Here is a 23122-nt window from a genome sequence, read left to right as displayed (position 1 = left end):
ACGGAGTCATCCCAAGAATCCACAACCCGGCAAATGGCAAGCCATTTCCCATCTACTCAAATGCGATTCCCCTGCCCTCGACGGGGAGGGTAAAGAGCCGCATCTCAAATCGCTGCAGTAATAATAATCTCGACCAGATATTCCGGCCCGGCAAGCTTGGCCTCGCCGGTGGCGCGGGCCGGGGTATGGCCCTGTGGCACCCACTTGTCCCATTCCGCGTTCATCTCGGCAAAGGTGCTCATGTCGGCCAGCCAGATGATCGCTTGCAGGATCTTGGTCTTGTCGGTGCCGGCCTTGGCCAGCAATTCGTCGATGGCCGCCAGGATCTCCCTGGTCTGGGCGCCGACGTTTCCGCCCGGTTCGCCGACCTGACCAGCCAGATAGACGGTGTTGCCGTGGATGACGATCTGGCTCATGCGTGGGCCAACATCGATGCGACGAATGCTCATTGGACGTTTCCTTCCTTTGTGGGTCGCGCCTCTTTAGAGTCGCGGTTCGCTGGGGGCAAGGTTGCATGAGCGAATCCTCTTGAGCCAGCAGGCGTGGGGCGAAAATAGGCACACGCCAAATTGCTCCGGTCGCCGCAATTCCGCCGGATTGACTTGTTGACTAATGTAATAACATCACATATCCAGCGCCGCTGCCGTATTAGTCGTGTCCCACGGATCGTCACATGACCAAAACCTGCCTGACATTCCGCGACCTGACGTTGGGCTACAACAGCCATCCGGCTATCCATCATCTCGATGGCACGATCCGCCGAGGGTCGCTGACTGCCGTCGTCGGCGCCAATGGCTCTGGCAAGTCGACCCTGATGAAGGGTATCGTCGGCGTGTTGAAGCCGATGGCCGGCACGGTTGTCCGGGCGCCCGGCGTGCGCGCTGCTTATCTGCCGCAACAGTCGGAACTCGACCGCTCCTTTCCCGCCCGGGTCGTTGATCTGGTTTCGCTCGGCCTATGGCCACGGCGCGGGCTGCTTGGCCGCTACACCAGGGAAGATCGCGATTCGGTCAGCCAGGCGCTGATGGCTGTCGGCCTCGGCGGCTTCGAGAAGCGCCCGATCGACACGCTGTCGGGCGGCCAGCTGCAGCGCACGCTGTTCGCCCGCGTGCTGCTGCAGGACGCCGATCTCATCCTGCTCGATGAGCCGTTCAACGCCGTCGATACCAAGACCGTCGGCGACCTGATCGCACTGATCAAGCGCTGGCATGGCGAGGAACGCACGATTTTGGTTGTCGTCCACGATCTGGAACTGGTGCGCCAGAACTTCCCCGAGACGCTGCTGCTGGCGCGCCAGCCAATCGCCTGGGGCGAAACCAGGGAAACGCTGCGGCCGGAAAACCTGTTGCGCGCGCGCCGCTTCCACGAAGCCTGGGAGGAGAACGCGCCCTGGTGCGAGCCCGACAAGCACGGTGACCATGGGCACGACCATGCGCACGACCATCATCACGGCTCCGGGCCGCGGGCAGCATGATGGACACGCTCTACGGTCTTCTCATCGCTCCGTTCGCCGAATTCGCCTTCATGCAGCGGGCGCTTGCCGGCTCGCTGATGCTGTCGCTCGGCGCCTGCCCGGTCGGCGTGTTCCTGATGCTGCGGCGCATGAGCCTTTCCGGCGACGCCATGGCCCACGCCATCCTGCCGGGTGCTGCCGCCGGTTTCCTGTTCTATGGGCTGGAAATCCTGCCGATGACCATCGGCGGGCTGATTGCCGGCATCATCGTCGCGCTCGGCGCCGGCGCCGTCTCGCGCTTCACCATCCAGCGCGAGGACGCTTCGATGGCGGCCTTCTACCTGATTTCGCTGGCGATCGGCGTGCTGATGGTGTCGATCCGCGGCTCCAGCGTCGATCTCATGCATGTGCTGTTCGGCACCGTGCTCGCACTCAACAATGAAGCGCTGACGCTGATCGGCGGCATCGTGCTGGTCACGCTGGTCAGCCTCGCCATCTTCTGGCGGGGGCTCGTCGCCGAATGTCTCGACCCGCTGTTCCTGCGTTCGGTCAGCCGGCTGGGCAGCCCGGTGCATTTCATCTTCCTCGGCCTCGTCGTGCTCAACCTGGTCGGCGGCTTCCAGGCGCTCGGCACGCTGCTATCCGTCGGGCTGATGATGCTGCCTGCGGCCGCCGCCCGCTTCTGGACCATGCGCGTCGAACCGATGTGCGTGCTGGCGGTGCTGATCGGCTTTGCCTCTTGCGTGGCCGGGCTGCTTTTGTCCTACCACGTGTCGCTGCCTTCCGGCCCGGCCATCATCCTGTCGGCCGGCGTTGTCTATTTTGCCTCGATCCTGTTCGGCACGCGCGGCATCCTGCGCGCCCGTATTATCCATCATCGCCACAGAACCGCCTGACCCCAGAGGAGTGCTGTCCATGCTGAAATCGATCCGCGCCGCCCTGGCAGTGGGCGTTGTAACATTGTCAGCCTTTGGCGCGTCATCGGCCCTCGCGGAGCCGTTGAAAGTAGTAGCCAGCTTCACGATCATTGCCGATTTCGCCAAAAATGTCGGCGGCGACCGGATCAATCTGACCACCATCGTCGGGCCGGATGGCGATGCCCACGTCTACGAGCCGAGCCCGGCTGACGCGGTGGCGATGGCGGGTGCGGATGTGGTGCTGGTCAACGGCCTGCATTTCGAAGGCTTTTTGCAGCGCCTGGTCGACGCCAGCGCCACCAAGGCGACGATCGCCGTTTTGACCAAGGGCGTCACGCCAATCAACTTCAAACCCGAATTCGCCGATGCCGATGCCGCTGAAGGCGCCCATACTGATGGCGAGACCGATCCGCATGCCTTCCAGTCGATCGCCAATGCCAAGATCTATGTGAAGAACATCGCCGACGCCTTCTGCACCGCCGACGCTGAGGGTTGCGACAGCTACAAGGCCAATGCCGCCTCCTATACCGAGAAACTCGACGCGCTTGAGGGCGAAGTGCAGACGGCGATCCAGTCGATCCCGGAAGAGAAGCGCGTCGTCATCACCTCGCATGACGCCTTCGGCTATTTCGAGAAGGCCTATGGCCTCACCTTCCTGGCGCCCGAAGGGGTGTCGACCGAGTCGGAGCCGTCCGCTGCCGACGTCGCCAAGCTGGTCGGCCAGGTGAAGCAGGACAAGGCGGCGGCCGTCTTCATCGAGAACATCAGCAACGCGCGGCTGATCGAGCAGATCGCCAGCGAGACCGGCACCAAGGTTGGCGGCACGCTTTATTCGGATGCGCTGTCGCAACCCGACGGCCCGGCCTCGACCTATATCGACCTGATGCACAACAACATCGCCCAGATCAAAGGCGCGATCCTCGGAAGCTGATGCCTTCCTATCCAGCCGGGCCGCGTCGGCTCGGTTGGATTCTCCGTCGAAAATAACTATCTGCGCATGGGATTTCATGCTGCGCGGATTGCTGATCTCGTCGGGGAGTGGCAAGACTGCGGCCAAACCAGTTTTGCGAGGAAACATGGACTATCGTCAGATCACCGAGGACTATTCGGTTTCCGGCCAGATCCAGCCCGAAGAAGTCGCCGCCATCAAGGCCGCCGGCTTCAAGAGCGTCATCTGCAACCGGCCTGATGACGAGCAGCCCGGCCAGCCTTCGGCGGACACGGTCAAAGCGGCAGTCGAAGCCGCCGGGCTTACCTTTCGCTACATCCCGGTCATCAGCGGCCAGATCACGACCCAAAATGTCGAGGACCAGGCTGAGGCGCTCGATGAACTCGAAGGCCCGATCTTCGCCTATTGCCGTTCCGGCGCACGCTGCACCAACCTTTTTGGACTGATCCAGCAGTCGAAGGGCTAAAGCGCTTCGCGTTTGACCGGCCTCATGCGACGCGCTTTAGGTTGCTGTTTTATGCATGTCGTGATCGCAAAACCGCTGCGGGTCAGGCCCGAGGGCATGCTTTTGCGCGACATGCATTAAATCGGCAGCGCGCCGGTTTCCTTCAGCGTTTCCAGCACGATCGCCGTCTTCACATGCTGCACGGATTCGTGCGGCAGGAGCACGTCGTTGACGAATTCCGACAGCGATTTCAGGTCGGGCGTCACCACTTTCAGGATGTAATCCATCTCGCCGGTCAGCGCGTGCGCCTCCTGCACCTGCGGCAACCGCGCCACCAACTCGCCGAAGCGCCGCGCATTGTCGCGGTTGTGGGTGGCGAGCGTCACCGAGATGACGTTGACCAGTGAGAAGCCGAGCTTGTCGCGGTCGAGCACCGCGCGATAGCCCCTGATATAGCCGTCCTCCTCCAGCCTCTGGCGGCGACGCGAACATTGCGACGCCGACAGGTTCACCCGTTCCGACAAATCGTTGTTGGTCAGCCGTGCGTCGTCCTGCAAGAGAGCCATTATCTTGCGGTCAAACTGGTCTATGCGCGCCTCATCCATGATTTTTTCATCCACCATGCACAATTCCCGCATGATCTATTCGTTTAAAGCGTTTGAATGCAAGCACCATGGGCCTGCTCCGCGCTATAGTAGCGTCAAATGGCCCTTTGCGGCCAAGCAGCTTTAGGAGGACAACACCATGGGTCCTTTCCCGCACGATGCACCGCCCGCAACGATCAGCAAGGCCAATCCCGCCGGCACCGACGGCTTCGAATTCGTCGAGTTCGCGCATCCCGAACCGGAAAAGCTCGCCGACCTTTTTACCCGCATGGGCTATGTACCGGTAGCCAAGCACCGCACCAAGAACATCACCGTCTGGCGGCAGGGCGACATCAACTATGTCGTCAATGCCGAACCCGGCTCGCATGCGATGAAATTCGTCGACAAGCACGGCCCCTGCGCTTCCTCGATGGCCTGGCGGGTGGTCGATGCCAAGCACGCGTTCGACCATGCTGTCGCCAAGGGCGCCACACCCTATGAAGGCGTTGACAAGGCGCTCGATGTGCCGGCGATCTCAGGCATTGGCGGCTCGCTGCTTTATTTCATCGAGGTCTACGGCGACAAAGGCTCGGCCTACGAAGCCGAATTCGACTGGCTGGGCGAGCGCGACCCGAAGCCGGAAGGCGTCGGCTTCTATTATCTCGACCACCTCACCCACAATGTCTATCGCGGCAATATGGACAAATGGTGGGATTTCTATCGTGACCTGTTCGGCTTCAAGCAGATCCATTTCTTCGACATCGACGGCAAGATCACCGGCCTTGTCAGCCGCGCCATCACCTCGCCCTGCGGCAAGATCCGCATCCCGCTCAACGAGTCCAAGGACGAGACCAGCCAGATCGCCGAATATCTGAAGAAGTACAATGGCGAAGGCATCCAGCACATCGCCGTCGGCACGGACGAGATCTACGGCGCCACCGACAGGTTGGCCGCCAACGGGCTGAAGTTCATGCCCGGCCCGCCGGAAACCTATTATGAGATGTCTCATGCCCGCGTGCACGGCCATGACGAGCCGATCGAGCTGATGAAAAAGCACGGCATCCTGATCGACGGCGAAGGCGTGGTTGACGGCGGCACGACCAAGATCCTGCTGCAGATCTTCTCGAAAACCGTGATCGGGCCGATCTTCTTCGAATTCATCCAGAGGAAGGGCGACGAGGGTTTTGGCGAGGGCAATTTCCGGGCGCTGTTCGAATCGATCGAGCAGGACCAGATCAAGCGCGGCGTGCTGAAGGTGCAGGCGGCGGAGTAGCCAGCGGCCTAACCTCTTGCGGTTGGATCGGTTGTGGCTCAGATTCCAGCCATGAATATTCCTGTCGCCGAGGCCAAGGCCAAATTGTCGGAACTCGTCAGGCGTGCGGAAGCCGGTGAGGAGGTAGTGCTCACGCGCTTACGGCAAAGTCGCGGCTCGCCTCGTGCCGCCGGCTACCGCAGAGCACCTGCCTCGCATCGGCGCCTTGAAAGGCAAGATCCGTATCGCTGATGACTTTGACGAACTCGGCCCTGAATGGGGCGGACCTGAATGGGGCGGGTATGTCAAATGATGGACACGTGCGCCAATCAATGACGTCGCACCAGTAGGCGGAGGAGCAAGCTCCAAGCACCGAAGCTTACTTGGTGAGGCCGGCGGCCTTGCGCAGAATGTCGTTGATGCGGCTCTGCCAGCCGGGCCCGTCGGCACGAAAGCGGGCGACCACGTCACTATCGAGCCGGAGTGTCACCTGCTTCTTCGGATTGTCGAGCGCCGGCCGCCCGCGCGACCGGCGAATGCTTTCGGCGAGGTCCGGAAAAACTTCAGCGAAGGGACGAGCTTGTGCAATCTGCTCCTCGGTGGCCTCCGGGCTGTCCACTGCGTCCCAATCGGCTTTGGTGAAGCCTTTACTTGGCTTGAACTTCTTGTCAGGCTCGGTGATGTTTGGCTTCCTAGCCATCATCGGACACTCCTTTCCTTCTCGCTGGCGGGCCGCATGGAAACGATGGAAACAGCCTCGCTTCCAAGGCGTGAGAAAACGACGGTAACCGCAATCCCTCCAATGCCGCCGATCGCCATGAAGCGCTTGCCCTGTGCTGGCAGGATGGTAGCGGCATAGAAGAAATCGATTTCAAGGTCCGCGAAGTCCATCCCATGTTTCGAGATGTTCGCCCGCCGCTTGATCTCGTCCCAGACGATCTTCATCGAAATTTATGTACCTACAATAATTAAGTCAAGAATTTTCGTAACTACAATTAATTGCCGCCATCAATCGCCAACCGCTCGACCTCCGCTTTCCTGAGTTTCAGATCATAGTCGAGGAAGAATTCGTCGAGTTGCGGCGGCTTTACCGAGGTGCCGGACAGCATGGCGTGCACTTGGCCGCGATGATGGATATCGTGGATGAAGAGGTGGGCGAGCAGGTCGCCGATGCGCTCCGGTATTTTTCCGTCCTCGCCTCGGTCGGTGATGACACGGCGGTCGAGATCGGCCGCCGACAAATGATCGCAAAAGGCGATCAATCGCCGATCGGATGCGCCCTGGGCGGCAAACAGCGCTTGTGGTTCATTGAACGGCACGAAATCGTCATGGGCCGCGGCCCCAACACCGCCCTCTTCGAGAAAATCGAGATAAAGATGATCGACCGCCAGGATGTGGTTGAGCGTCGCCTTGATCGACGGAAAGAAGCTGGTGCGCTCGGCTTCGAATTCGCCGGGCTCAAGCTGCAGCACGGCGCGATAGAGCCGGTCGTTCGACCAGAGATTGTTGCGCCCCATGCGGCGCAGATGGTCGAGCAGGTCCACGTCACACACCAGTCCAGGCAACCAAATTCACAGCGAAACCGATAGCACCTATGGCTAGCAGACGGGCGATCATACCACGGCGCAGCGCCTGCGTTTCAACATCGCTCGCAACGTCCCGATTTATAGCGACGTTAACAAGCTTCGGCAGACGCGCCACGGTACTGAAGTTACGCAGTCTTTCAGATCGATCCTCGACCTGACGGCAGAGCCGGATCGCCGAAATCAAAAGCCAGGCAGTAGCGATGCTACAAATTCCCACGAACCAAAGGTAAGTAGCGGTGTAGGGCATCTTGGGTCCACCCGCGTTCGGAACTATTAAGCTAGATCGCTCCGCTGACTGGACCAAGGACACGCCCGCCCACAGAAGCGCAGCCGGTTCACGCGCCGGCGCATGGCTTGCGTCTCCTCGTCCCGCGCGACGTTCATGTTGGTGACGACGTGGAACATCATCGCGTTGCGCGGAAAGCCGCTGCGGTTGGTAAGGTCAGGCGAACGCGCCTCGATGCGATAGCTCAGCCGGATCGCCTGGATGAAGATCGCCAGCATGAGAAGAGCCCAGACGCCGCACAGAAGATAGACCGTCCCGCCTGTCATTCTCCGTATTTCTCGACCTTCTGCTCGATCGCACCAAATATCGAATGTCCGGTCCTGTCCTTCATCTCTATGCGTACGGTATCGCCAAGGCGCAGGAACGGGGTTGTCGGTTCGCCGGCCCCGATCGTCTCGATCATGCGCAACTCGGCAATGCAGGAATAACCGGCGCCGCCCGCCGACACCGGCTTGCCGGGGCCGCCGTCGAGCTTGTTGGAAACCGTGCCCGAACCGATGATGGTGCCGGCGGCCAGCGGCCGGGTTTTCGCGGCATGGACAATCAGCGCCGGAAAATCGAAGGTCATGTCGACGCCGGCGTTGGCGCGGCCGAACGGCATGCCGTTGAGATCGACCAGCAGCGGCAGGCTGACCTTGCCGCCATCCCAGGCCTCGCCCAGTTCGTCCGGCGTCACCGCGACGGGCGAAAACGCAGAGGACGGCTTTGATTGGAAGAAGCCAAAACCCTTGGCAAGCTCTGGCGCAGTCAGGGAGCGCAGCGTGACGTCATTGACCAGCATGACCAGCCGGATCGCGGCCCGCGCCTCATCAAGGCTTGCGCCCATCGGCACATCGTCGACAATGACAGCGACTTCCCCTTCCATGTCGACGCCAAGAGCCTCGTCGACCGTGCGGATCGGATCACGCGGCGCGATGAAACTGTCTGATCCACCCTGGTAGATCAGCGGATCGGTCCAGAAGCTTGCCGGCATCTCGGCGCCGCGCGCCTTCCGCACCAGTTCGACATGATTCACATAGGCCGAGCCATCAGCCCACTGGTAGGCGCGCGGCAACGGCGAATGGGCATCATGCTCGTGAAAGCGCGCTGACGGCACCGCATTGTTCTCCAGCGATTCCGCTATTGTCGCCAGATGCGGCGCGATCCGGCTCCAGTCGTCGAGCGCTGCCTGCAGCGTCGGCACCAGAAACGAGGCATCGGTGAAGCGCGTCAGGTCGCGCGAGACGACGACCAGCTTTCCGTCGCGCGTCCCGTCCTTCAATGTGGCAAGCTTCATGCGGTTTCCTCTCCTGATGCGGCTTTGGTGCCGCTTTGAATTTTGTTCTGCGCAATAATCGCTTCCGAAAGCGGTTCTCACTTTTCGCTAGCGCGGTCCTTCGGTTCGGGATCATGCTCCAGCCCCACAACAAGGCCGTCGCGAGCGATCGTCAAGTCTCCGGCCCATGTTTTCCTGACGGCCGCGATCCAATCGGCCTCGCCGATCTCGGGATCGTCGGCCGGAATGAGGTGGTTGAGCACCAGTTTTTTGGCTCCTGCGTCACTGGCGATGCGCCCCGCCTCCTCAGCAAAAGTATGGCTGGCGAGCAGATGCTCTCTGAGCCGCGCGCCATTGCCGGTTTTCGCGACGAGCCGCTCGATGCCTTGTTCCAGCATGGCTTCATGGACGAGAATGTCGGCGCCTTTGGCGAAATCGGCCAATGGCGGAAAGAACGCCGTATCGGCGGAAAACACCACGCTCTGTCCGGCATGCTCGAAACGCAGCGCAAGGCAGTCGGTCACCGGCGGATGGTCGACGCGCAGCGCGAAGACCTTCAGGCCGCGCTCGTCCATCACCCGGCCTTCGCCGAACTCGATGATCGACACCATATCTGCGATATCAGGCCGCCCTTCATCGACGATGCGGATCTCGATGTCGAATTCCATCGCTTGGCAAAAGCGCTGCCAGTAATGGCCGGTGCCGGGCGGCCGAAGACGGTGACCGGTGTCGCCAGACCCGCCGTCCAGGCGGTGTGGATCAGCGGACCGAGTTCCAGCACATGGTCGGAATGCAGATGCGTGATGAAGACCAGATCGAGCGACTTCAAGCTGATGCCGGTCTCGGCCAGCCCGCGTGTCACGCCAAGCCCGCAATCGACGACGATGGTACGTCCGCCGAACTTCAGCAGCGACGAACTCGGCCACGGACCGCCCGGCCGGAGCGCCGGGCCGCCCTTCGAGCCCAGCAGCACCAGCCGATCCCGGATTGGATTAGCGCTCAAGACCAGTCGCCCTCCGGCGTGCCGTTGAAGCGCTTCTTCAGATCGGCCCAGCAGTCGATGTAATTGTCCTGCCGGGTTTCAACCTCGGCGGCGTAGCGGGTCAGCATCTGCGGGAATCGGGTCTCGAACATGAAGGCCATGGTGTTGTCGAGCTTGACCGGTTTCAGCTCGGCGCGCGAGGCCTTTTCGAAGCCAGACGCGTCAGGCCCGTGGGCCAGCATCAGATTGTGCAGGCTGATGCCGCCCGGAACGAAACCCTCTTCCTTGGCGTCGTACTGGCCGTGGATCAAGCCCATGAACTCGCTCATGATGTTGCGATGATACCAGGGCGGGCGGAACGTGTTTTCGGCCACCAGCCAGCGCGGCGGGAAGATGACGAAGTCGATGTTGGCGGTGCCCTCTTCGCCGCTCGGCGCGGTCAGCACCGTGAAGATCGACGGATCGGGATGGTCGAACAGGATCGCACCGACCGGCGAAAACGTTGCAAGATCATATTTGTAGGGCGAGTAATTGCCGTGCCACGCCACCACATCCAGCGGCGAATGATCGAGTTCGGTGACATGGAACTGGCCGCACCATTTCACGATCAGCCGGCACGGCGTCTCCTTGTCCTCAAACCAGGCGCAAGGCGTCTTGAAATCGCGCGGATTGGCCAGGCAATTGGCGCCGATCGGGCCACGATCCGGCAGCGTCAGCTTGGCGCCGTAGTTCTCGCAGACATAGCCGCGCACTGTTTCATCGACCAGTTCGACCTTGAACACGAGGCCGCGCGGCAGCACGGCGATCTCGCCCGGTCGCAATTCGATGACGCCCATCTCGGTGACGAAGCGCAGCGCCCCCACTTGCGGCACGACAAGCAACTCGCCGTCGGCGTTGAAGAAATGGTCGTCGGCCATCGAGCGGTTGGCGACATAGACATGGGCGGCCATGCCGGTCTGGCCGAGCACGTCGCCGGCGGTGGTGATCGAGCGCATGCCGGCAATGAAGTCGGTCGGTTCCTTCGGCATCGGCACCGGGTTCCAGCGGTACTGGCCAAGCGCCAGTTCGTGGTCACCGACATTCGGCGCGCTTTTCCACAGCGGATAGTTCGCCGCCTTGAAGCGGCCGGTGTGCCTGACGCTCGGCCTGATGCGATAAAGCCAGGAACGCTCATTGGTGCCGCGCGGCGCGGTGAAGGGCGAGCCCGAAAGCTGCTCGGCATAGAGGCCGTAGGCCGGCCGCTGCGGCGAATTCCGCCCTTGCGGCAGCGAACCAGGCAAAGTCTCGGTTTCGAAGTCGTTGCCGAACCCCGGCATGTAGGAAAAGGCCATGGCATCCTCCCTGGATTGACCAAATTGGTTTCGTTTGTAACCATCGAAAATGTAACTATCAATCGTGATGGAGCAGACCATGGAGGCTGACACCCTCGAACTTGAAAGCTTCCTGCCCTACCGGCTCTATCGCCTTGCCGATGCTGTCAGCCGCGAATTTTCCAAGGTTTACAAGGACCGCCACGGCCTGACCCGGCCCGAATGGCGCACGCTGGCCGGTCTCGGCCAGCACGGGACGATGACGGCAACAGCGCTCGGCGAGCAGTCGGCCATGCACAAGACCAAGGTTTCGCGCGCCGTCGCCGAACTCGAACGGCGCCGCTGGCTGACGCGAAAACCGGATGGAAAAGACCGCCGTGTCGAGCATTTGACGCTGACCCAGGCTGGCCTGACCGCCTATCGCGAGATGGTGCCGTTGGCGAAGGCATTCGAGCGGGACTTGCTGGGAAGGCTGAACGCCAGCGAGCGAGCGGCGGTCACGGAAGGGATCGCGGCACTTAAGGGGGCATTGGATAGATCAACGACGTAGCGATCCTTCCCACCCGGGTGCTGTCCCTCCACATTCCGGAACGGCACCCGGCCAAACACTCACCAATCCATCACCACCTTGCCCGAATTGCCGCTGCGCATCGCGTCGAACCCGGTCTGGAAGTCGTCAATGCCGATGCGGTGGGTGATCAACCCGCTGACATCGAGTGGACCCTGCACCAGCGCGATCATCTTGTACCAGGTCTCGAACATTTCGCGGCCATAAATGCCCTTGAGATGCAGCATCTTGAAGATGACCTTGTTCCAGTCGATCTCGAAGCCGGTCGGCGCGATGCCCAGAATGGCGATCTTGCCGCCATTGTTCATGGCGTCGATCATGTCGCGGAAAGCGGGTGCGGCGCCCGACATTTCCAGGCCGACGTCAAAACCTTCGGTCATGCCGAGCGCCGGCATGATATCGCGCAGCTTTTCCTTGGACGCGTCGACCACATGCTGGACGCCGAGCTTTTTCGCCAGTGCCAGCCGCACCGGGTTGATGTCGGTGATGACCACTTTTCGCGCGCCGACGCACTGCGCCACCAGCGCGCCCATGATGCCGATCGGGCCAGCGCCGGTGACCAGCACGTCCTCGCCGACCAGATCAAAGGACAGTGCGGTGTGAACCGCATTGCCCAGGGGATCGAAGATTGCGGCGATCTCGTCGGGCACGTCATCGGGGATCGGCACGACGTTGTGCTGCGGGATCGCCAGATATTCGCCGAAGGCGCCCGGCCGGTTGACGCCGACGCCCAGGGTGTTGCGGCACAGATGCCCCCTGCCCGCGCGGCAGTTGCGGCAGTGGCCGCAGACGATGTGGCCTTCGCCCGAAACACGCTGGCCGATCCTGTATTCGGTGACCGCCGCGCCGAAGTCGGCGACCGTGCCGACGAATTCATGGCCGGTCACCATCGGCACCGGCACGGTCTTCTGCGCCCACTGGTCCCAATTGTAGATGTGGACGTCGGTGCCGCAGATCGCGGTCTTCTTGATCTTGATCAGAACGTCGTTCGGGCCGATTTCCGGCACCGGCACCTCTTCCATCCAGATGCCCGGCTCGGCCTTGGCCTTGACCAGCGCCTTCATCATGTTCGACATCAGACGCTCCTCAAAAATCTTGCCTGTCTTGACGAATCGGTTGCATCAGGCGGCCGCCTCCAGGATTCTCTTCAGTCGCAGCAAATCTCGATCGGTCGAACGCCGGACGGCCAAAGCCACGAACGGGGCAACCAGACGGGAAAAGCCGGTTGGCGCGCCGCGGTTCCTGAGCGCCATATGGGTACGGCCTTCGCCAGCATCCCGCCACGCATAACTCGTTTCCATGGGAAACGGCCCTTCGGCGGTTCGCATTACAAGCCGTTCGCCCTGCACGAGCTCGACGATTTCGTAGGTGTAAACAAGCCGCCTTCCGAGGAACTGCGCCACGAATGCAATTCTCGATCCTGCCCGGGCCGGTCGGGGCGTTTTCCATTCCACCGATTTGATATTGACGTACCAGCGGGGAACGTTGTCCAGATCGGCGGAAAAGTCGGCGACGACCGCGCGTGGCCTGGCGATCTCGATCTTGCTCGTCACGTCGATCGTCATGGCCGGCTTCCTGCGATAGGGTCAAGCGATTACACCCAGCTCTTTTCCGACGTCGCCAAATGCTGCCACGGCGCGGTCGATATCGGCGCTGGAATGGGCGGCCGACATCTGCGTGCGGATGCGCGCCTGGCCCTTAGGCACCACCGGAAACGAGAAGCCGATGACATAGATGCCGCGCTTCAGCATGCGCGCCGCCATCTCCTGCGCCAGTGTCGCATCGCCGAGCATGACCGGGATGATCGGATGATCGGCGCCGGCCAGCGTAAAGCCGAGCTTACCCATTTCAGACCGGAACCGCGCTGCATTGGCATAGAGGCGCTGACGCAGCGCATCGCCATTTTTGATCAGTTCGAAAACCCGGATCGAGGCGCCGGCGATCGCCGGCATCAGCGTGTTGGAAAACAGATAGGGACGCGAGCGCTGGCGCAGCCAGTCGACCACCTGGCTCTTGCCCGATGTGTAGCCGCCCGACGCGCCGCCCAGCGCCTTGCCCAGCGTGCCGGTGATGATGTCCACCCTGCCCTCGACGCCGCAATGCTCGGCCGAGCCGCGCCCGTTCTCGCCGACGAAGCCGACAGCATGGCTGTCGTCGACCATCACCATTGCATCGTACTTGTCGGCAAGATCGCAGACGCCCTTCAGATTGGCGATGATGCCGTCCATGGAGAATACTCCATCGGTGGCGATCAGCCGAAAACGGCAATCCCTTGCCTCCTTCAGCCGCGCCTCCAGATCGGCCATATCGTTGTTGGCATAGCGGAAGCGCTTCGCCTTCGACAGCCGCACGCCGTCGATGATCGAGGCGTGGTTCAGCGCGTCGGAAATTACCGCATCCTCTTCGCCGAGCAGCGTCTCGAACAGGCCGCCATTAGCGTCGAAGCAGGAGCCGTATAGGATCGTGTCCTCCATGCCGAGAAAGCCAGAAATCGTCGCCTCGAGCTGCTTGTGCTCTTCCTGCGTGCCGCAAATGAAACGCACCGACGCCATGCCATAACCATAGCGGTCGAGTGCCTGCTTGGCCGCATCGCGCAAGTCAGCGCTGTCGGCGAGGCCAAGATAATTGTTGGCGCAGAAATTCAGCACCCTCTCGCCGCCCACGTCGATCTTAGCCGATTGCGTCGAGGTGATCACCCGCTCGGATTTGTAGAGGCCGGCCGATTTCAGCCCTTGGAGCTCGCTGTCGATATGGGAGAGGAATGCCGCGCTCATGATCTGGCCCTGTTGAGATTGAATGAACTGTCGCCCCGCGCGGGCGAAAAATCCACCGCAAAAGCGACGGCTTCGGCGACCCGACGGTCAGTGGCAGAATGCCGCCCCAGAATGCCGCCAAATGGCAGATGTTCAAATGCAGCTGCGGCGCGAAAGAGGGCGATAACCATTTTGCGAGCTTTCAACCGCGGCTGCTCTGTCGGCTTCCGGAGCTGTTAACCTTTCAAGCCAATGGTTGTCACACCCAACAATCTGTCGGCGAGAGGGACCGCCCCAGAAAATGTCGCAGCAACCGATGCAAACCATTTCGGGCAAGCTCATATTGCTGATCAAGGCAGGCTATTGGCTGGCGCTGCTGATCATTGCAGCCATGGTGATGGCCTCCTTCATCCTACTCCAGCAGATGATGGCTGGCCATCGGCACGACGACACGCTGCTCGATATTGTCGGCATGCAAAAAGTGCTGTCGCAACGTATTGTCTTCCTTGCCAACGCGGCAGGAGCAGCTACGCGCAACCAACAACCGGCTCTGGTCACCGCATTCAAACAGGCCACGGCCGACTTCGAGAGGAACTACGACCTTCTGCTCGAGCGTGTGGTCGCCGACCCGGCGTCACCGGCAAGGCTCGATCCAAAATCAGTCGAGAACGTCCTTTTTGCCAAGCCGTTTCATCTCGATTACTTCTCGGTCGGGCTTATCGCCAACGGCGAACGCCTGGTTTCGGCGTTTGAATCGCAACTCGGCATGGCCGACAATGGCGGCTACAAGGGTGGCGGCGAGCGCGTCAACCTCGACGCTTCCGTCGCCAATGCGACCCTGTCGGGCTATGCGGCACTCGGCCAGCGCATCAGCGCCCAAGCCGACGCGCGATCGGAGAGCCTTCTCGATCTCCATCGAACGCTGTTCTACACCACCCTCAGCGTCATCGTGCTGGTGGCACTTTTCATCTTCAGGCCGATGTCGAACGCTATCCTGCGCAAGACGCGTGAACTGATCGATACCCGCAATTCCATGGCCTTCATCGCCGTGCATGACGGCCTTACCGGCCTGCACAACCGAACCTTCCTGACCGACCATTTCGATACGCTGATCAAGGGCGCGCAGCGCCGACGGGAGCGGCTTGCGGCGGTCCACCTCGACCTCGACCGGTTCAAGCAGATCAACGACACGCTTGGCCACGCCGCCGGCGATTATGTGCTGGTGGTGACGGCGCAGCGCATGCGTGATTCTTGCCGGGCGTCGGATCTCTGCGTGCGTCTCGGCAGCGACGAGTTCGTGATGATCCTCAACGGTGCCGGCGGCACCGAGGACATCAACACGGTCGCCGGGCGCGTCCTGTCGCAGATCAACGAACCGATCGTCTACCGGGGCGCGACCATCCTGCCGGGCGCCAGCGCCGGCGTCGCCGTCTATCCGGTCGACGCCGACAATGCGCAAGATCTGCTCGTCCATGCCGACCTCGCGCTCCACGCCGCCAAGAAGCAGGGTGGCGGCAGTCTCTCATTCTTCTCCGAGGCGTTGCGGCATGAACTCGATTACCGCAAGCGGCTCGAGCATGACATCAGAATCGCTATCGCGGAGAAGACGTTCCAGGTCTATTTCCAGCCACAGGTTTCGTTGTCGAACGGCACGATCGGCGGCATCGAGGCGCTGGTTCGCTGGAAACATGCCGAGCGCGGCATGATCGCACCGGGCGAGTTCATTCCCATCGCCGAGAAATGCGGACTCATGCCTGCCATCGGCCGCATCGTCATCGCCAAGGCAATCGGCGAGGCGGCGGAGTGGAACCGCGCCGGCATTGCCTTCGGACGGCTCGCCGTCAACGTCTCCGGCTCCGAATTGCGTGAGGCCGATTTCGACGCCTTCCTGTTCGGCGCGCTGGAAAAGGCTGGGCTGCCGCCACAAAAACTGTCGCTCGAGATCGTCGAATCCGTCATCCTCGACGACGAGAAGACCGGCATCGCGGCAAAGCTGCGGCACATCCGCGCCGGCGGCGTCCATCTGGAACTCGATGATTTCGGCACCGGCTACGCGTCGCTCAGCCACGTCAACCCGAACGAGATCGACAGGCTGAAGATCGATCGCCGCTTCGTCCAGAACATCAATGCGAACGGCGACAACACCAAGATCGTGCGTGCCATCACCGAACTCGCCCGCGGCCTTGGCATCTCGATCGTCGCCGAGGGCGCCGAAACCGAGGCTGAGCTCGATTCGCTGATGGCGATCGGCTGCGACCAGGTGCAGGGCTACTCCATCGCCTTCCCGATGCCGCAGGATCAGACACGCGAATGGCTGGTCGCGCGGGCGCCGAAGAGAGCCAGGCTGACGGTGCTGCAGGGAAGGCTGGCGTAAGGCGCCAACCTTGTCACGCCGCTTCGGAAATGGCGCCTAACGGGTGAGTCCGGCTAAGGTGCCGCCGACTGCCGCAATGGCGGCAAGTTCTCCAGCGGGTTGAGCATCGGCACCCCGAGCGGCGCAAAATGACCCTCGTTGTCCGTCAGTATCGTCAAACCGTGGACCTCGGCCGTAGCGGCGATCGCTATGTCTTCGAACCCTGGCCGATGCGCCCTTGCGGCGCGCAGATCGGACCGACGCGCCTGGCTTCCCTGCGGAGGTTCGGCTGCGCGCCACCAATCATTCCGAAGGTGATCTTCAGATCCGCGGGCCGAACCTGATGCCGTCATAGATGGCGGCGTGAATGTTGCGCGAGGCGACCGCATCGCCGATGCGCAGGAGCACGAAACCGCCTTGCGGATTGCGCGCCGGGAAAATGTCGCCACCATTGACCAGCCGCTCGTAATCGACCGCGCCGCCGTTCTTCGACAGCGGTTTCAGCGCGAGATAGAGATCGTCGAGCGGCAGCGTGCCGTGCTCGACCACCACCTGATCGACCCGCCGCTCGCCGCGCCAGCCGTCAGCGAAGTCTGAGCCGAGCTCCGCAACCGCGTAGTCGGCAACGATGCGCTCGATGTCCCAGTCCTCGATGGTCTTCGGAAAGGCGCGGTGCGCCGGCTCGCGCACTGGCGAGGCGGACAGCACCGGCAGCCAGTCGGCCTTGTTCCAGTCGGTACGGCGACCGAGATGGGTGATCTGGATAGTCATGCTCGTGGCAGGCATCGGCGAGTTCAGTGAGCCACGGCACGATGCGGTCGTCATAGACATGCAGATTGCCGAAGGCGGCCGGGCTGTCGCGCAAGACGATCGCCGAACCGGCGGTCATGGTCAGCGCCATGCCGCCCTTGGCCTTTTCGGCGTGGTAGAGCCGGTAGCGCTCTTTCGGCATGCCGTCCTCCGAATAAGCCGGCTCGTGGCTGGTCGACATGACCCGGTTCTTCAGCGTCAAATGTTTGAGCTGATAGGGCTGGAGAAGCGGATCGCTGGTGGTCATCGTCTTCCTGTTTCAAATTGTGCTAATGAGCGGCAAATTTTTGTTTTTGCGCATGTCGTACCCAAAACCGCGCACCCTCGGGTCAGGGCCGTGGGCTGGCTTTTGGGCGACAAGCAGTAGGGAACCCGCTCATGACCGATACGAAAAACCTCACCCAGCTCGGCACCAACGTCGAGGCGCCACAGACCCCTGAAGCGGCAGTCCTGGAGACCGTGCCGTTTTCGCGCGGCGACGGGCCGCCAGCCATCGTTCGCTTCACCTGCCCGGAATTCACCTCGCTCTGCCCGGTCACCGGCCAGCCGGACTTCGCCCACATCGTCATCGACTATGCACCCGACACGCTGCTGGTGGAATCGAAGTCGCTGAAGCTGTTCATGACCTCGTTTCGCAACCATGGCGCATTCCATGAAGAGTGCACCGTCATGATCGGCCGCCGCATCATCGCCGCGACCAAACCACTGTGGTTGCGGATTGGCGGCTATTGGTATCCGCGCGGCGGCATTCCGATCGACGTGTTCTGGCAGACCGGCGCGCCGCCGGAAGGCGCATGGCTGCCCGACACCGGTGTTGCGCCCTATCGCGGGCGCGGCTGAATTCTGCTGCGAGATGTCCGGCGGGACAGCAGGATCGCCAACTCTGGTTTCGATCGCCATCAGGCGATCAACTCATCGGTCCGTTCTCACTCACACTGATATTGGCTGAGCGCCCATTCGCCGGTCACCGACAGAAGGTCCGATATCTTCCAGTCGCCGTCGACCTTTTTGAACTTCCATTCCAGCCGGTGCGGATTGCCGGCAACGATAAAGGCGACGATGACCTTGGCCTCATCGCCTTTGACCGCTTCAACAGTCTTCAGGCTGTTGTCGATCTCGGCCCTGTCGTAGGCCGCATTGTCGAGCGCCATGTTGGGATCGAGGCATTCGCCCTGCCCCGATTTCCGCAGCGCATCGCTTTTGTCGAGCACCGACTTCGCGGGATCAACGAAATGGCTGCGCTGGGCCGGATCGAGCTCGCGCCCGACATGCTCGTAAAACGGTTTCACCACCGCCGTCGGCGAACCCGGCCGCAGCGGAGCTGCCCGTGCATTTTCTGCTGGCGGAGGCGCGCCGAACAGGCCCTGGCCAGCGGTGCTGCTCAAACCCGCGGCCAGCAGGCACACAGTCGCCAGGGCCAGGGCGCGGGCCATGGCATCACTCCGGAGTCTGGCCAGCCAGGCATTCGAGCGCACTCAGCGTCCAGCCGCTGGTCTTCGAGGTGATGTCGGAAACCTTCCACTGGCCGTCGACCTTCTTCAGCGACCAGACCATTTCGCGTTTGGATCCATCGCCTTCCGGGAAAAGGTTGAACGTCACTGTCACGTTGGCGCTGTCGCCATCCACTGCTTCGGACAGCTTCAGCGTCGTGGCGACCGTCTTCTCGTCAAAGTCCTGCGCGTCGAGACCGGGGGCGAAGTCGATGCAAGGCACCTCGTCCGGCTTGTTCTTCTGCGCCTGGTCGTTGAGTTCGAACAGCCTTGTCACCGGCTCGGTGAAGCGGTCGCGGTATTTCGCGTCGGCCTCGAACTTGACCTCGGGCATGTAGAAGAACTTCACCGCATTGGAGGCCGGCCCGGCCAGGGCGACCGCAGGCGCTGCGATCGAGAGAGCGGCGGCAAGCACAATCAGTCTCATCCGATAATCTCCAGGCTTTCGTGACCGTTCAATACCACGAATCCTGCATCCCGGCTTTTTTGCGGCCCATGAAATCCCTTTGGGCGTTAACTCAGGCACCCTTGGGCGTTAACTCAGGCGTCCAGCCAGACGTTCTGGAGATCCATCTCGAAAGTCTGGTGGACAGCGTAATTCTTCACCTACTTGTTCATGTGGTAGAAGCGCGGAAGTCTGAACTATGATTTTTGCGCGGCCATTGATGATCCTACTGCCCCGCTGCGCAAGCTCCTTGGATTCTTCCTTGGCCAAGGCATAGCGAGCGCGGTGATGTGAAGCCGCCCGAGGAAGTCAGCGAGCAAGAGAGCAGCTGCTCAAGAGCTTTTGGCGAGCCAACTCGCAAAAAGCCGCGCTTTCGAACCTGCCCTGGGATGGATTTTCAGATAAAATGCCCTGGGTGAGGGAATGTTGTCGGGTACAAGTGTGACCAGCCGGCCCTGTTCCATCAGGCTTTTGACCAATCCATCCCACCCCAAGACCGCCCCGATATCATCCTGAGCAGCTTGGAGGGCAATCATGTAGTTGTTCACGCTAAACCTGCGGCCTTTTGGGATGGTGTGTCCAAGCGCTTGAAACCACTCCGGCCAGTTCGTCCAGTCGGTTTCCTCGTTGTTCATATGAATCAAAGGCGCCATGAGCAGATCCTCAACTCGGCCAATGCCGTGCTCGGCGGCGAATTTTGGAGTTCCAAGCGCGACAATGCGATCTTGAAAAAGTTTGTGACACTCCTCGGGACTTTCCTGCGCATCTCCGTATTGAATACTTAGATCACAGCGGATCGCTGTTGCGGGCACGTCGCTGACGATCTGCGACACAGTGACGGTGGGATGGCTTTTCCAGAAGGCTGAGATCTTCGGTGTAAGCCATAGCGAGCTGACGGCCGTCGTTGTCCGGATGGTCACGTCAGCGGTTTCCGGGCGATCGCGCATGTGAGTGACGGCGTCGGAAATCGTTTCAAGCCCGCGCTGCACGGCAACGAACAAGAACGCCCCTTTCTCAGTCAATTCGACGCCGCGGCTCATGCGTAGGAACAGGTTGCATCCCAAGTCACCCTCAAGCGCCTTGATTTGGTGGCTGATAGCCGCGGGTGTCACGTTCAACTCCTGAGCGGCGTTCTTGAAACTCGCATTTCGGGCGGCCGCCTCGAAGCAGATGAGCGCGGTCACCGAGGAGAGATCGTACGGTCTTGGCATCAAAGCCTCTTCGGAACCGGGCTCATGGGTGGCTCGCGGCGTGCAAGACATTAGCTGAACTAAATCGTGCTGAAAATTACTGCTGTTGCGCAAAAGGCGTTCAAGCAAGAAAATTTCACTTCAAATATGCACGCCCTCTATGGAATTTCCGCATGAATGCCGCCCCGTCGTCCATCCAAGAAATGCTAGCGCGCCGCGTCTCGGGCTATGCCCTCGAACAGCCGTTTTACACATCGCCGACGATTTACCAGCTCGACCTCGAGCACATCTTCTACCAGGAGTGGCTCTACGCAGGCCCGGCGTGCCAGCTTGCCAAAGCTGGTAGCTATGTGACGCTACGTGTTGGTGCCTACGAGGCAATCGTCGTTCGAGGCCGCGATGGCGAAATCCGTGCCTTTCACAATTCCTGCCGTCATCGCGGGTCGCTGATCTGCAAGGCGCGCGAAGGCCAGGTGGCTAAGCTCGTTTGTCCCTATCACCAGTGGACCTATGAGCTCGATGGCAAGCTGATCTGGGCGAATGACATGGGACCCGATTTCAATGCCTCAAAACATGGTTTGAAGCCCGTCAATCTTCGCAATCTCGACGGGTTGATCTACATTTGCCTGTCCGATTCGCCACCTGATTTCGATGCGTTCGCCAGGTTGGCGCGACCTTATCTCGAAATCCATGACCTTAACGATTCCAAGGTCGCGTTCACGTCCACTATCATCGAAAAGGCCAATTGGAAGCTGGTGTGGGAGAACAACCGCGAATGTTATCATTGCAGCAGTAATCATCCGGCGCTGTGCCGCTCCTTCCCGCTCGATCCCGAAGTCGCTGGCGTCCAGGCTGATGGGAGGGTGTCGGCAAAGCTCCAGGCGCATTTCGACCGTTGCTCGGCCGCCGGCGCGCCGGCGCAGTTCCAACTCGCCGGAGAGGGACAATACCGTCTGGCGCGTATGCCGCTTCAGGAAAAGGCCCTGAGCTATACGATGGACGGCAAGGCCGCAGTAGCCAAGAACCTTGGCCGGGTTGCGCTGCCCGACGCGGGCTCGCTCTTGGTGTTCCATTATCCGACGACATGGAACCATTTCCTACCAGACCATTCCCTCACCTTCCGGGTATTGCCGATCAGCCCCACGGAAACTGAAGTTACCACCACGTGGCTTGTGCACAAGGATGCGGTCGAAGGCGTCGACTACGACCTCAAGCGCCTGACTGAGGTCTGGATAGCTACCAATGACGAAGACCGCGAGATTGTCGAAAACAACCAGCTGGGAATCTTATCGCCGGCTTACATCCCTGGCCCCTATTCGCCCGGGCAGGAAAGCGGCGTGACGCAGTTTGTCGATTGGTATGCAGCCTGGCTTGAGCGCGCCCTTGCGCCGCTTCAAGTTGCAGCGGAATGACCCGGTGAGCGCATTCAATAAACTCGCCTTCTGGACCGACGCAGAAGAGTTGGAATGCGTCACCCGTACTCCGGAAGCGCCGAATGTCGTGACCTTCAGCTTTCAGAGTCCGTCCGGCGCGCTGTTCAACCATGAACCGGGGCAGTTCGTCACGCTGGAACTGCCCGTTCCTGGCGGGCCGCTCTATCGTACCTTTACGATCTCGTCTTCGCCTTCACGGCCGACCGCCCTGACGATCACCGTAAAGGCACAGGACGGATCCATTGGCACCAAGTGGATGCTCGACAATTTGCGCAAGGGAATGCGCATCAGGGCCACAGGGCCTGCGGGGAGGTTCTCAATCGTCCATCACCCGGCCGAGAAATACCTTTTCATCTCAGCCGGATCTGGCATCACGCCCATGGTGGCAATGACCACCTGGCTTTATGATTCCGGTCGCGAACCGGACATTGTTTTCATCAATTGCGCGCGCCGTCCGTCCGAGATCATTCTGCGCGACAGGATGGAACTCATGGCCTCGCGCATCGTCGGCATCGATCTGAAATGGGTGGTCGAAGAGGCCGATCCTTTCCGGTCATGGACCGGCTATCGGGGGATGTTCAACCAGATCATGCTAGGCCTGATGGCGCAGGATTATCTCGATCGCGAGGTGTTCTGCTGCGGGCCCGAACCCTTCATGCGGGCCGTGCGCGAGGCGCTCGCCGGTCTCGGCTACGACATGAGCCGCTATCATCAAGAAAGCTTCGCCGCAGAGCCAGAGCACGCCGAGGACGTTCCAGACGATGTGGTGCCGAACGAAGAAAGTCAGGCCGAGATCGTCTTCGCCTCGTCCGGCGTCACGGCGAAATGCGCCGAGACTGATACCGTGCTTGCAGCAGCGCGCGCTGCTGGTCTTGTGATCCCTTCAGGGTGCTCGATGGGAATCTGCGGAACCTGCAAGGTCCGCAAGACCGAAGGGCAGGTGCACATGGTGCACAATGGCGGCATCACCGACGAGGACATTGTCGATGGCTATATCCTTGCCTGCTGTTCTCGCCCGATCGGTCGTGTGAAGGTAGCGGCTTAGAAAGCATTCGACCGAT

The 23122-nt window shown here is 61.1% G+C and carries 26 protein-coding genes and 3 pseudogenes; 11 read left to right on the top strand and 18 right to left on the bottom strand.

Annotated elements, in window-relative coordinates:
• Positions 1-104 precede the first annotated feature (104 nt).
• Positions 105-449, bottom strand: coding sequence for a RidA family protein (locus AC0L16_RS28925; protein WP_473624791.1), 345 nt, complete (start codon positions 447-449; stop codon positions 105-107).
• A 224-nt stretch (positions 450-673) separates the two neighbouring features.
• On the opposite strand from AC0L16_RS28925, the gene aztA reads away from it, so the two are divergent.
• The 4 genes from aztA to AC0L16_RS28905 all read left to right on the top strand — a co-directional run bounded on the left by aztA (position 674) and on the right by AC0L16_RS28905 (position 3785).
• A complete protein-coding gene (gene aztA / locus AC0L16_RS28920) occupies positions 674-1474 on the top strand; it encodes a zinc ABC transporter ATP-binding protein AztA (protein WP_077372082.1) in 801 nt (266 codons plus the stop codon).
• Positions 1474-2349: a zinc ABC transporter permease AztB gene (gene aztB, locus AC0L16_RS28915; protein ID WP_077372084.1), complete on the top strand. Its 876-nt coding sequence runs from the start codon at positions 1474-1476 to the stop codon at positions 2347-2349. Before aztA ends, aztB begins: the two co-directional genes overlap by 1 nt.
• A gap of 19 nt (positions 2350-2368) precedes the next feature.
• On the top strand, positions 2369-3301 hold the full coding sequence (gene aztC, locus AC0L16_RS28910; protein ID WP_473624790.1) for a zinc ABC transporter substrate-binding protein AztC: 933 nt from the start codon (positions 2369-2371) through the stop codon (positions 3299-3301).
• A gap of 145 nt (positions 3302-3446) precedes the next feature.
• Positions 3447-3785 (top strand): protein tyrosine phosphatase family protein, encoded by a 339-nt coding sequence (locus AC0L16_RS28905; RefSeq protein WP_473624788.1) that lies wholly within the window; start codon positions 3447-3449, stop codon positions 3783-3785.
• Between the two features lie 116 nt (positions 3786-3901).
• Here AC0L16_RS28905 and AC0L16_RS28900 read toward each other — a convergent pair whose 3' ends face one another.
• The gene (locus tag AC0L16_RS28900; RefSeq protein ID WP_473624795.1) at positions 3902-4369 is read right to left on the bottom strand and encodes an Lrp/AsnC family transcriptional regulator; all 468 of its coding nucleotides are present in this window, start codon (positions 4367-4369) and stop codon (positions 3902-3904) included.
• 139 nt (positions 4370-4508) lie between these two features.
• Between AC0L16_RS28900 and hppD the strand changes: the two genes are divergently transcribed.
• Both hppD and AC0L16_RS28890 read left to right on the top strand, forming a co-directional pair.
• Positions 4509-5621, top strand: a complete 1113-nt coding sequence (hppD, locus tag AC0L16_RS28895; protein ID WP_473624787.1) for a 4-hydroxyphenylpyruvate dioxygenase — start codon at positions 4509-4511, stop codon at positions 5619-5621.
• Positions 5622-5672: 51 nt separating this feature from the next.
• Positions 5673-5913, top strand: a pseudogene (locus tag AC0L16_RS28890) (type II toxin-antitoxin system Phd/YefM family antitoxin).
• A gap of 66 nt (positions 5914-5979) precedes the next feature.
• On the opposite strand, the gene AC0L16_RS28885 reads toward AC0L16_RS28890, so the two are convergent.
• From AC0L16_RS28885 to hmgA, 8 genes and pseudogenes are all read right to left on the bottom strand, one after another.
• The gene (locus AC0L16_RS28885; protein ID WP_473624785.1) at positions 5980-6303 is read right to left on the bottom strand and encodes a BrnA antitoxin family protein; all 324 of its coding nucleotides are present in this window, start codon (positions 6301-6303) and stop codon (positions 5980-5982) included.
• Positions 6300-6545, bottom strand: a complete 246-nt coding sequence (locus AC0L16_RS28880) for a BrnT family toxin (protein ID WP_473624784.1) — start codon at positions 6543-6545, stop codon at positions 6300-6302. The genes AC0L16_RS28885 and AC0L16_RS28880 overlap by 4 nt, the downstream gene beginning before the upstream one ends.
• 50 nt (positions 6546-6595) lie before the next feature.
• Entirely contained in the window at positions 6596-7144 is a 549-nt protein-coding gene (locus AC0L16_RS28875) for a DinB family protein (RefSeq protein ID WP_473624783.1), read from the bottom strand.
• 1 nt (position 7145) lies between these two features.
• On the bottom strand, positions 7146-7433 hold the full coding sequence (locus AC0L16_RS28870) for a hypothetical protein (protein WP_473624781.1): 288 nt from the start codon (positions 7431-7433) through the stop codon (positions 7146-7148).
• A gap of 26 nt (positions 7434-7459) precedes the next feature.
• Positions 7460-7738: a hypothetical protein gene (locus AC0L16_RS28865; protein ID WP_473624780.1), complete on the bottom strand. Its 279-nt coding sequence runs from the start codon at positions 7736-7738 to the stop codon at positions 7460-7462.
• A complete protein-coding gene (locus AC0L16_RS28860) occupies positions 7735-8748 on the bottom strand; it encodes a fumarylacetoacetate hydrolase family protein (RefSeq protein WP_473624779.1) in 1014 nt (337 codons plus the stop codon). The genes AC0L16_RS28865 and AC0L16_RS28860 overlap by 4 nt, the downstream gene beginning before the upstream one ends.
• A gap of 77 nt (positions 8749-8825) precedes the next feature.
• A pseudogene (locus tag AC0L16_RS28855) lies at positions 8826-9715 on the bottom strand (MBL fold metallo-hydrolase).
• 11 nt (positions 9716-9726) lie between these two features.
• A complete protein-coding gene (hmgA, locus tag AC0L16_RS28850) occupies positions 9727-11040 on the bottom strand; it encodes a homogentisate 1,2-dioxygenase (protein WP_473624777.1) in 1314 nt (437 codons plus the stop codon).
• 79 nt (positions 11041-11119) lie between these two features.
• Between hmgA and AC0L16_RS28845 the strand changes: the two genes are divergently transcribed.
• On the top strand, positions 11120-11569 hold the full coding sequence (locus AC0L16_RS28845) for a MarR family winged helix-turn-helix transcriptional regulator (RefSeq protein WP_473624776.1): 450 nt from the start codon (positions 11120-11122) through the stop codon (positions 11567-11569).
• A 59-nt stretch (positions 11570-11628) separates the two neighbouring features.
• Here AC0L16_RS28845 and tdh read toward each other — a convergent pair whose 3' ends face one another.
• The 4 genes from tdh to AC0L16_RS28825 are packed head-to-tail and all read right to left on the bottom strand — an operon-like array spanning position 11629 to position 14546.
• Positions 11629-12663: an L-threonine 3-dehydrogenase gene (tdh, locus tag AC0L16_RS28840; protein ID WP_473624775.1), complete on the bottom strand. Its 1035-nt coding sequence runs from the start codon at positions 12661-12663 to the stop codon at positions 11629-11631.
• 45 nt (positions 12664-12708) lie between these two features.
• The gene (locus AC0L16_RS28835; protein ID WP_473624773.1) at positions 12709-13152 is read right to left on the bottom strand and encodes an SRPBCC family protein; all 444 of its coding nucleotides are present in this window, start codon (positions 13150-13152) and stop codon (positions 12709-12711) included.
• A gap of 21 nt (positions 13153-13173) precedes the next feature.
• The gene (locus tag AC0L16_RS28830) at positions 13174-14361 is read right to left on the bottom strand and encodes a glycine C-acetyltransferase (protein WP_473624772.1); all 1188 of its coding nucleotides are present in this window, start codon (positions 14359-14361) and stop codon (positions 13174-13176) included.
• Positions 14358-14546, bottom strand: coding sequence for a hypothetical protein (locus AC0L16_RS28825; RefSeq protein WP_473624771.1), 189 nt, complete (start codon positions 14544-14546; stop codon positions 14358-14360). The genes AC0L16_RS28830 and AC0L16_RS28825 overlap by 4 nt, the downstream gene beginning before the upstream one ends.
• A gap of 95 nt (positions 14547-14641) precedes the next feature.
• Here AC0L16_RS28825 and AC0L16_RS28820 point away from each other — a divergent pair, with 95 nt between their 5' ends.
• Entirely contained in the window at positions 14642-16714 is a 2073-nt protein-coding gene (locus tag AC0L16_RS28820) for a putative bifunctional diguanylate cyclase/phosphodiesterase (RefSeq protein WP_473624769.1), read from the top strand.
• 585 nt (positions 16715-17299) lie between these two features.
• On the opposite strand, the pseudogene AC0L16_RS28815 reads toward AC0L16_RS28820, so the two are convergent.
• A pseudogene (locus AC0L16_RS28815) lies at positions 17300-17750 on the bottom strand (oxidoreductase); the annotation flags it as partial.
• Between the two features lie 131 nt (positions 17751-17881).
• Here AC0L16_RS28815 and queF point away from each other — a divergent pair.
• Positions 17882-18343 (top strand): preQ(1) synthase, encoded by a 462-nt coding sequence (gene queF, locus AC0L16_RS28810; RefSeq protein ID WP_473624768.1) that lies wholly within the window; start codon positions 17882-17884, stop codon positions 18341-18343.
• Positions 18344-18429: 86 nt separating this feature from the next.
• On the opposite strand, the gene AC0L16_RS28805 is transcribed toward queF, so the two are convergent.
• The 3 genes from AC0L16_RS28805 to AC0L16_RS28795 form a co-directional block, all read right to left on the bottom strand.
• Positions 18430-18936: a hypothetical protein gene (locus AC0L16_RS28805; RefSeq protein ID WP_473624767.1), complete on the bottom strand. Its 507-nt coding sequence runs from the start codon at positions 18934-18936 to the stop codon at positions 18430-18432.
• 4 nt (positions 18937-18940) lie between these two features.
• Entirely contained in the window at positions 18941-19420 is a 480-nt protein-coding gene (locus tag AC0L16_RS28800) for a DUF3828 domain-containing protein (protein WP_473624766.1), read from the bottom strand.
• 350 nt (positions 19421-19770) lie between these two features.
• The gene (locus AC0L16_RS28795) at positions 19771-20649 is read right to left on the bottom strand and encodes a LysR substrate-binding domain-containing protein (protein ID WP_473624793.1); all 879 of its coding nucleotides are present in this window, start codon (positions 20647-20649) and stop codon (positions 19771-19773) included.
• Positions 20650-20801: 152 nt separating this feature from the next.
• Between AC0L16_RS28795 and AC0L16_RS28790 the strand changes: the two genes are divergently transcribed.
• Positions 20802-22040 (top strand): aromatic ring-hydroxylating oxygenase subunit alpha, encoded by a 1239-nt coding sequence (locus AC0L16_RS28790; protein WP_473624765.1) that lies wholly within the window; start codon positions 20802-20804, stop codon positions 22038-22040.
• Complete coding sequence (locus AC0L16_RS28785) at positions 21988-23106, top strand: FAD-binding oxidoreductase (RefSeq protein WP_473624763.1); 1119 nt, start codon at positions 21988-21990, stop codon at positions 23104-23106. Before AC0L16_RS28790 ends, AC0L16_RS28785 begins: the two co-directional genes overlap by 53 nt.
• The last annotated feature ends 16 nt before the right edge of the window (positions 23107-23122 follow it).

It is taken from the genome of Mesorhizobium sp. WSM4848 (assembly GCF_055811375.1).
This window is presented reverse-complemented; position numbering and strand designations above follow the sequence as displayed.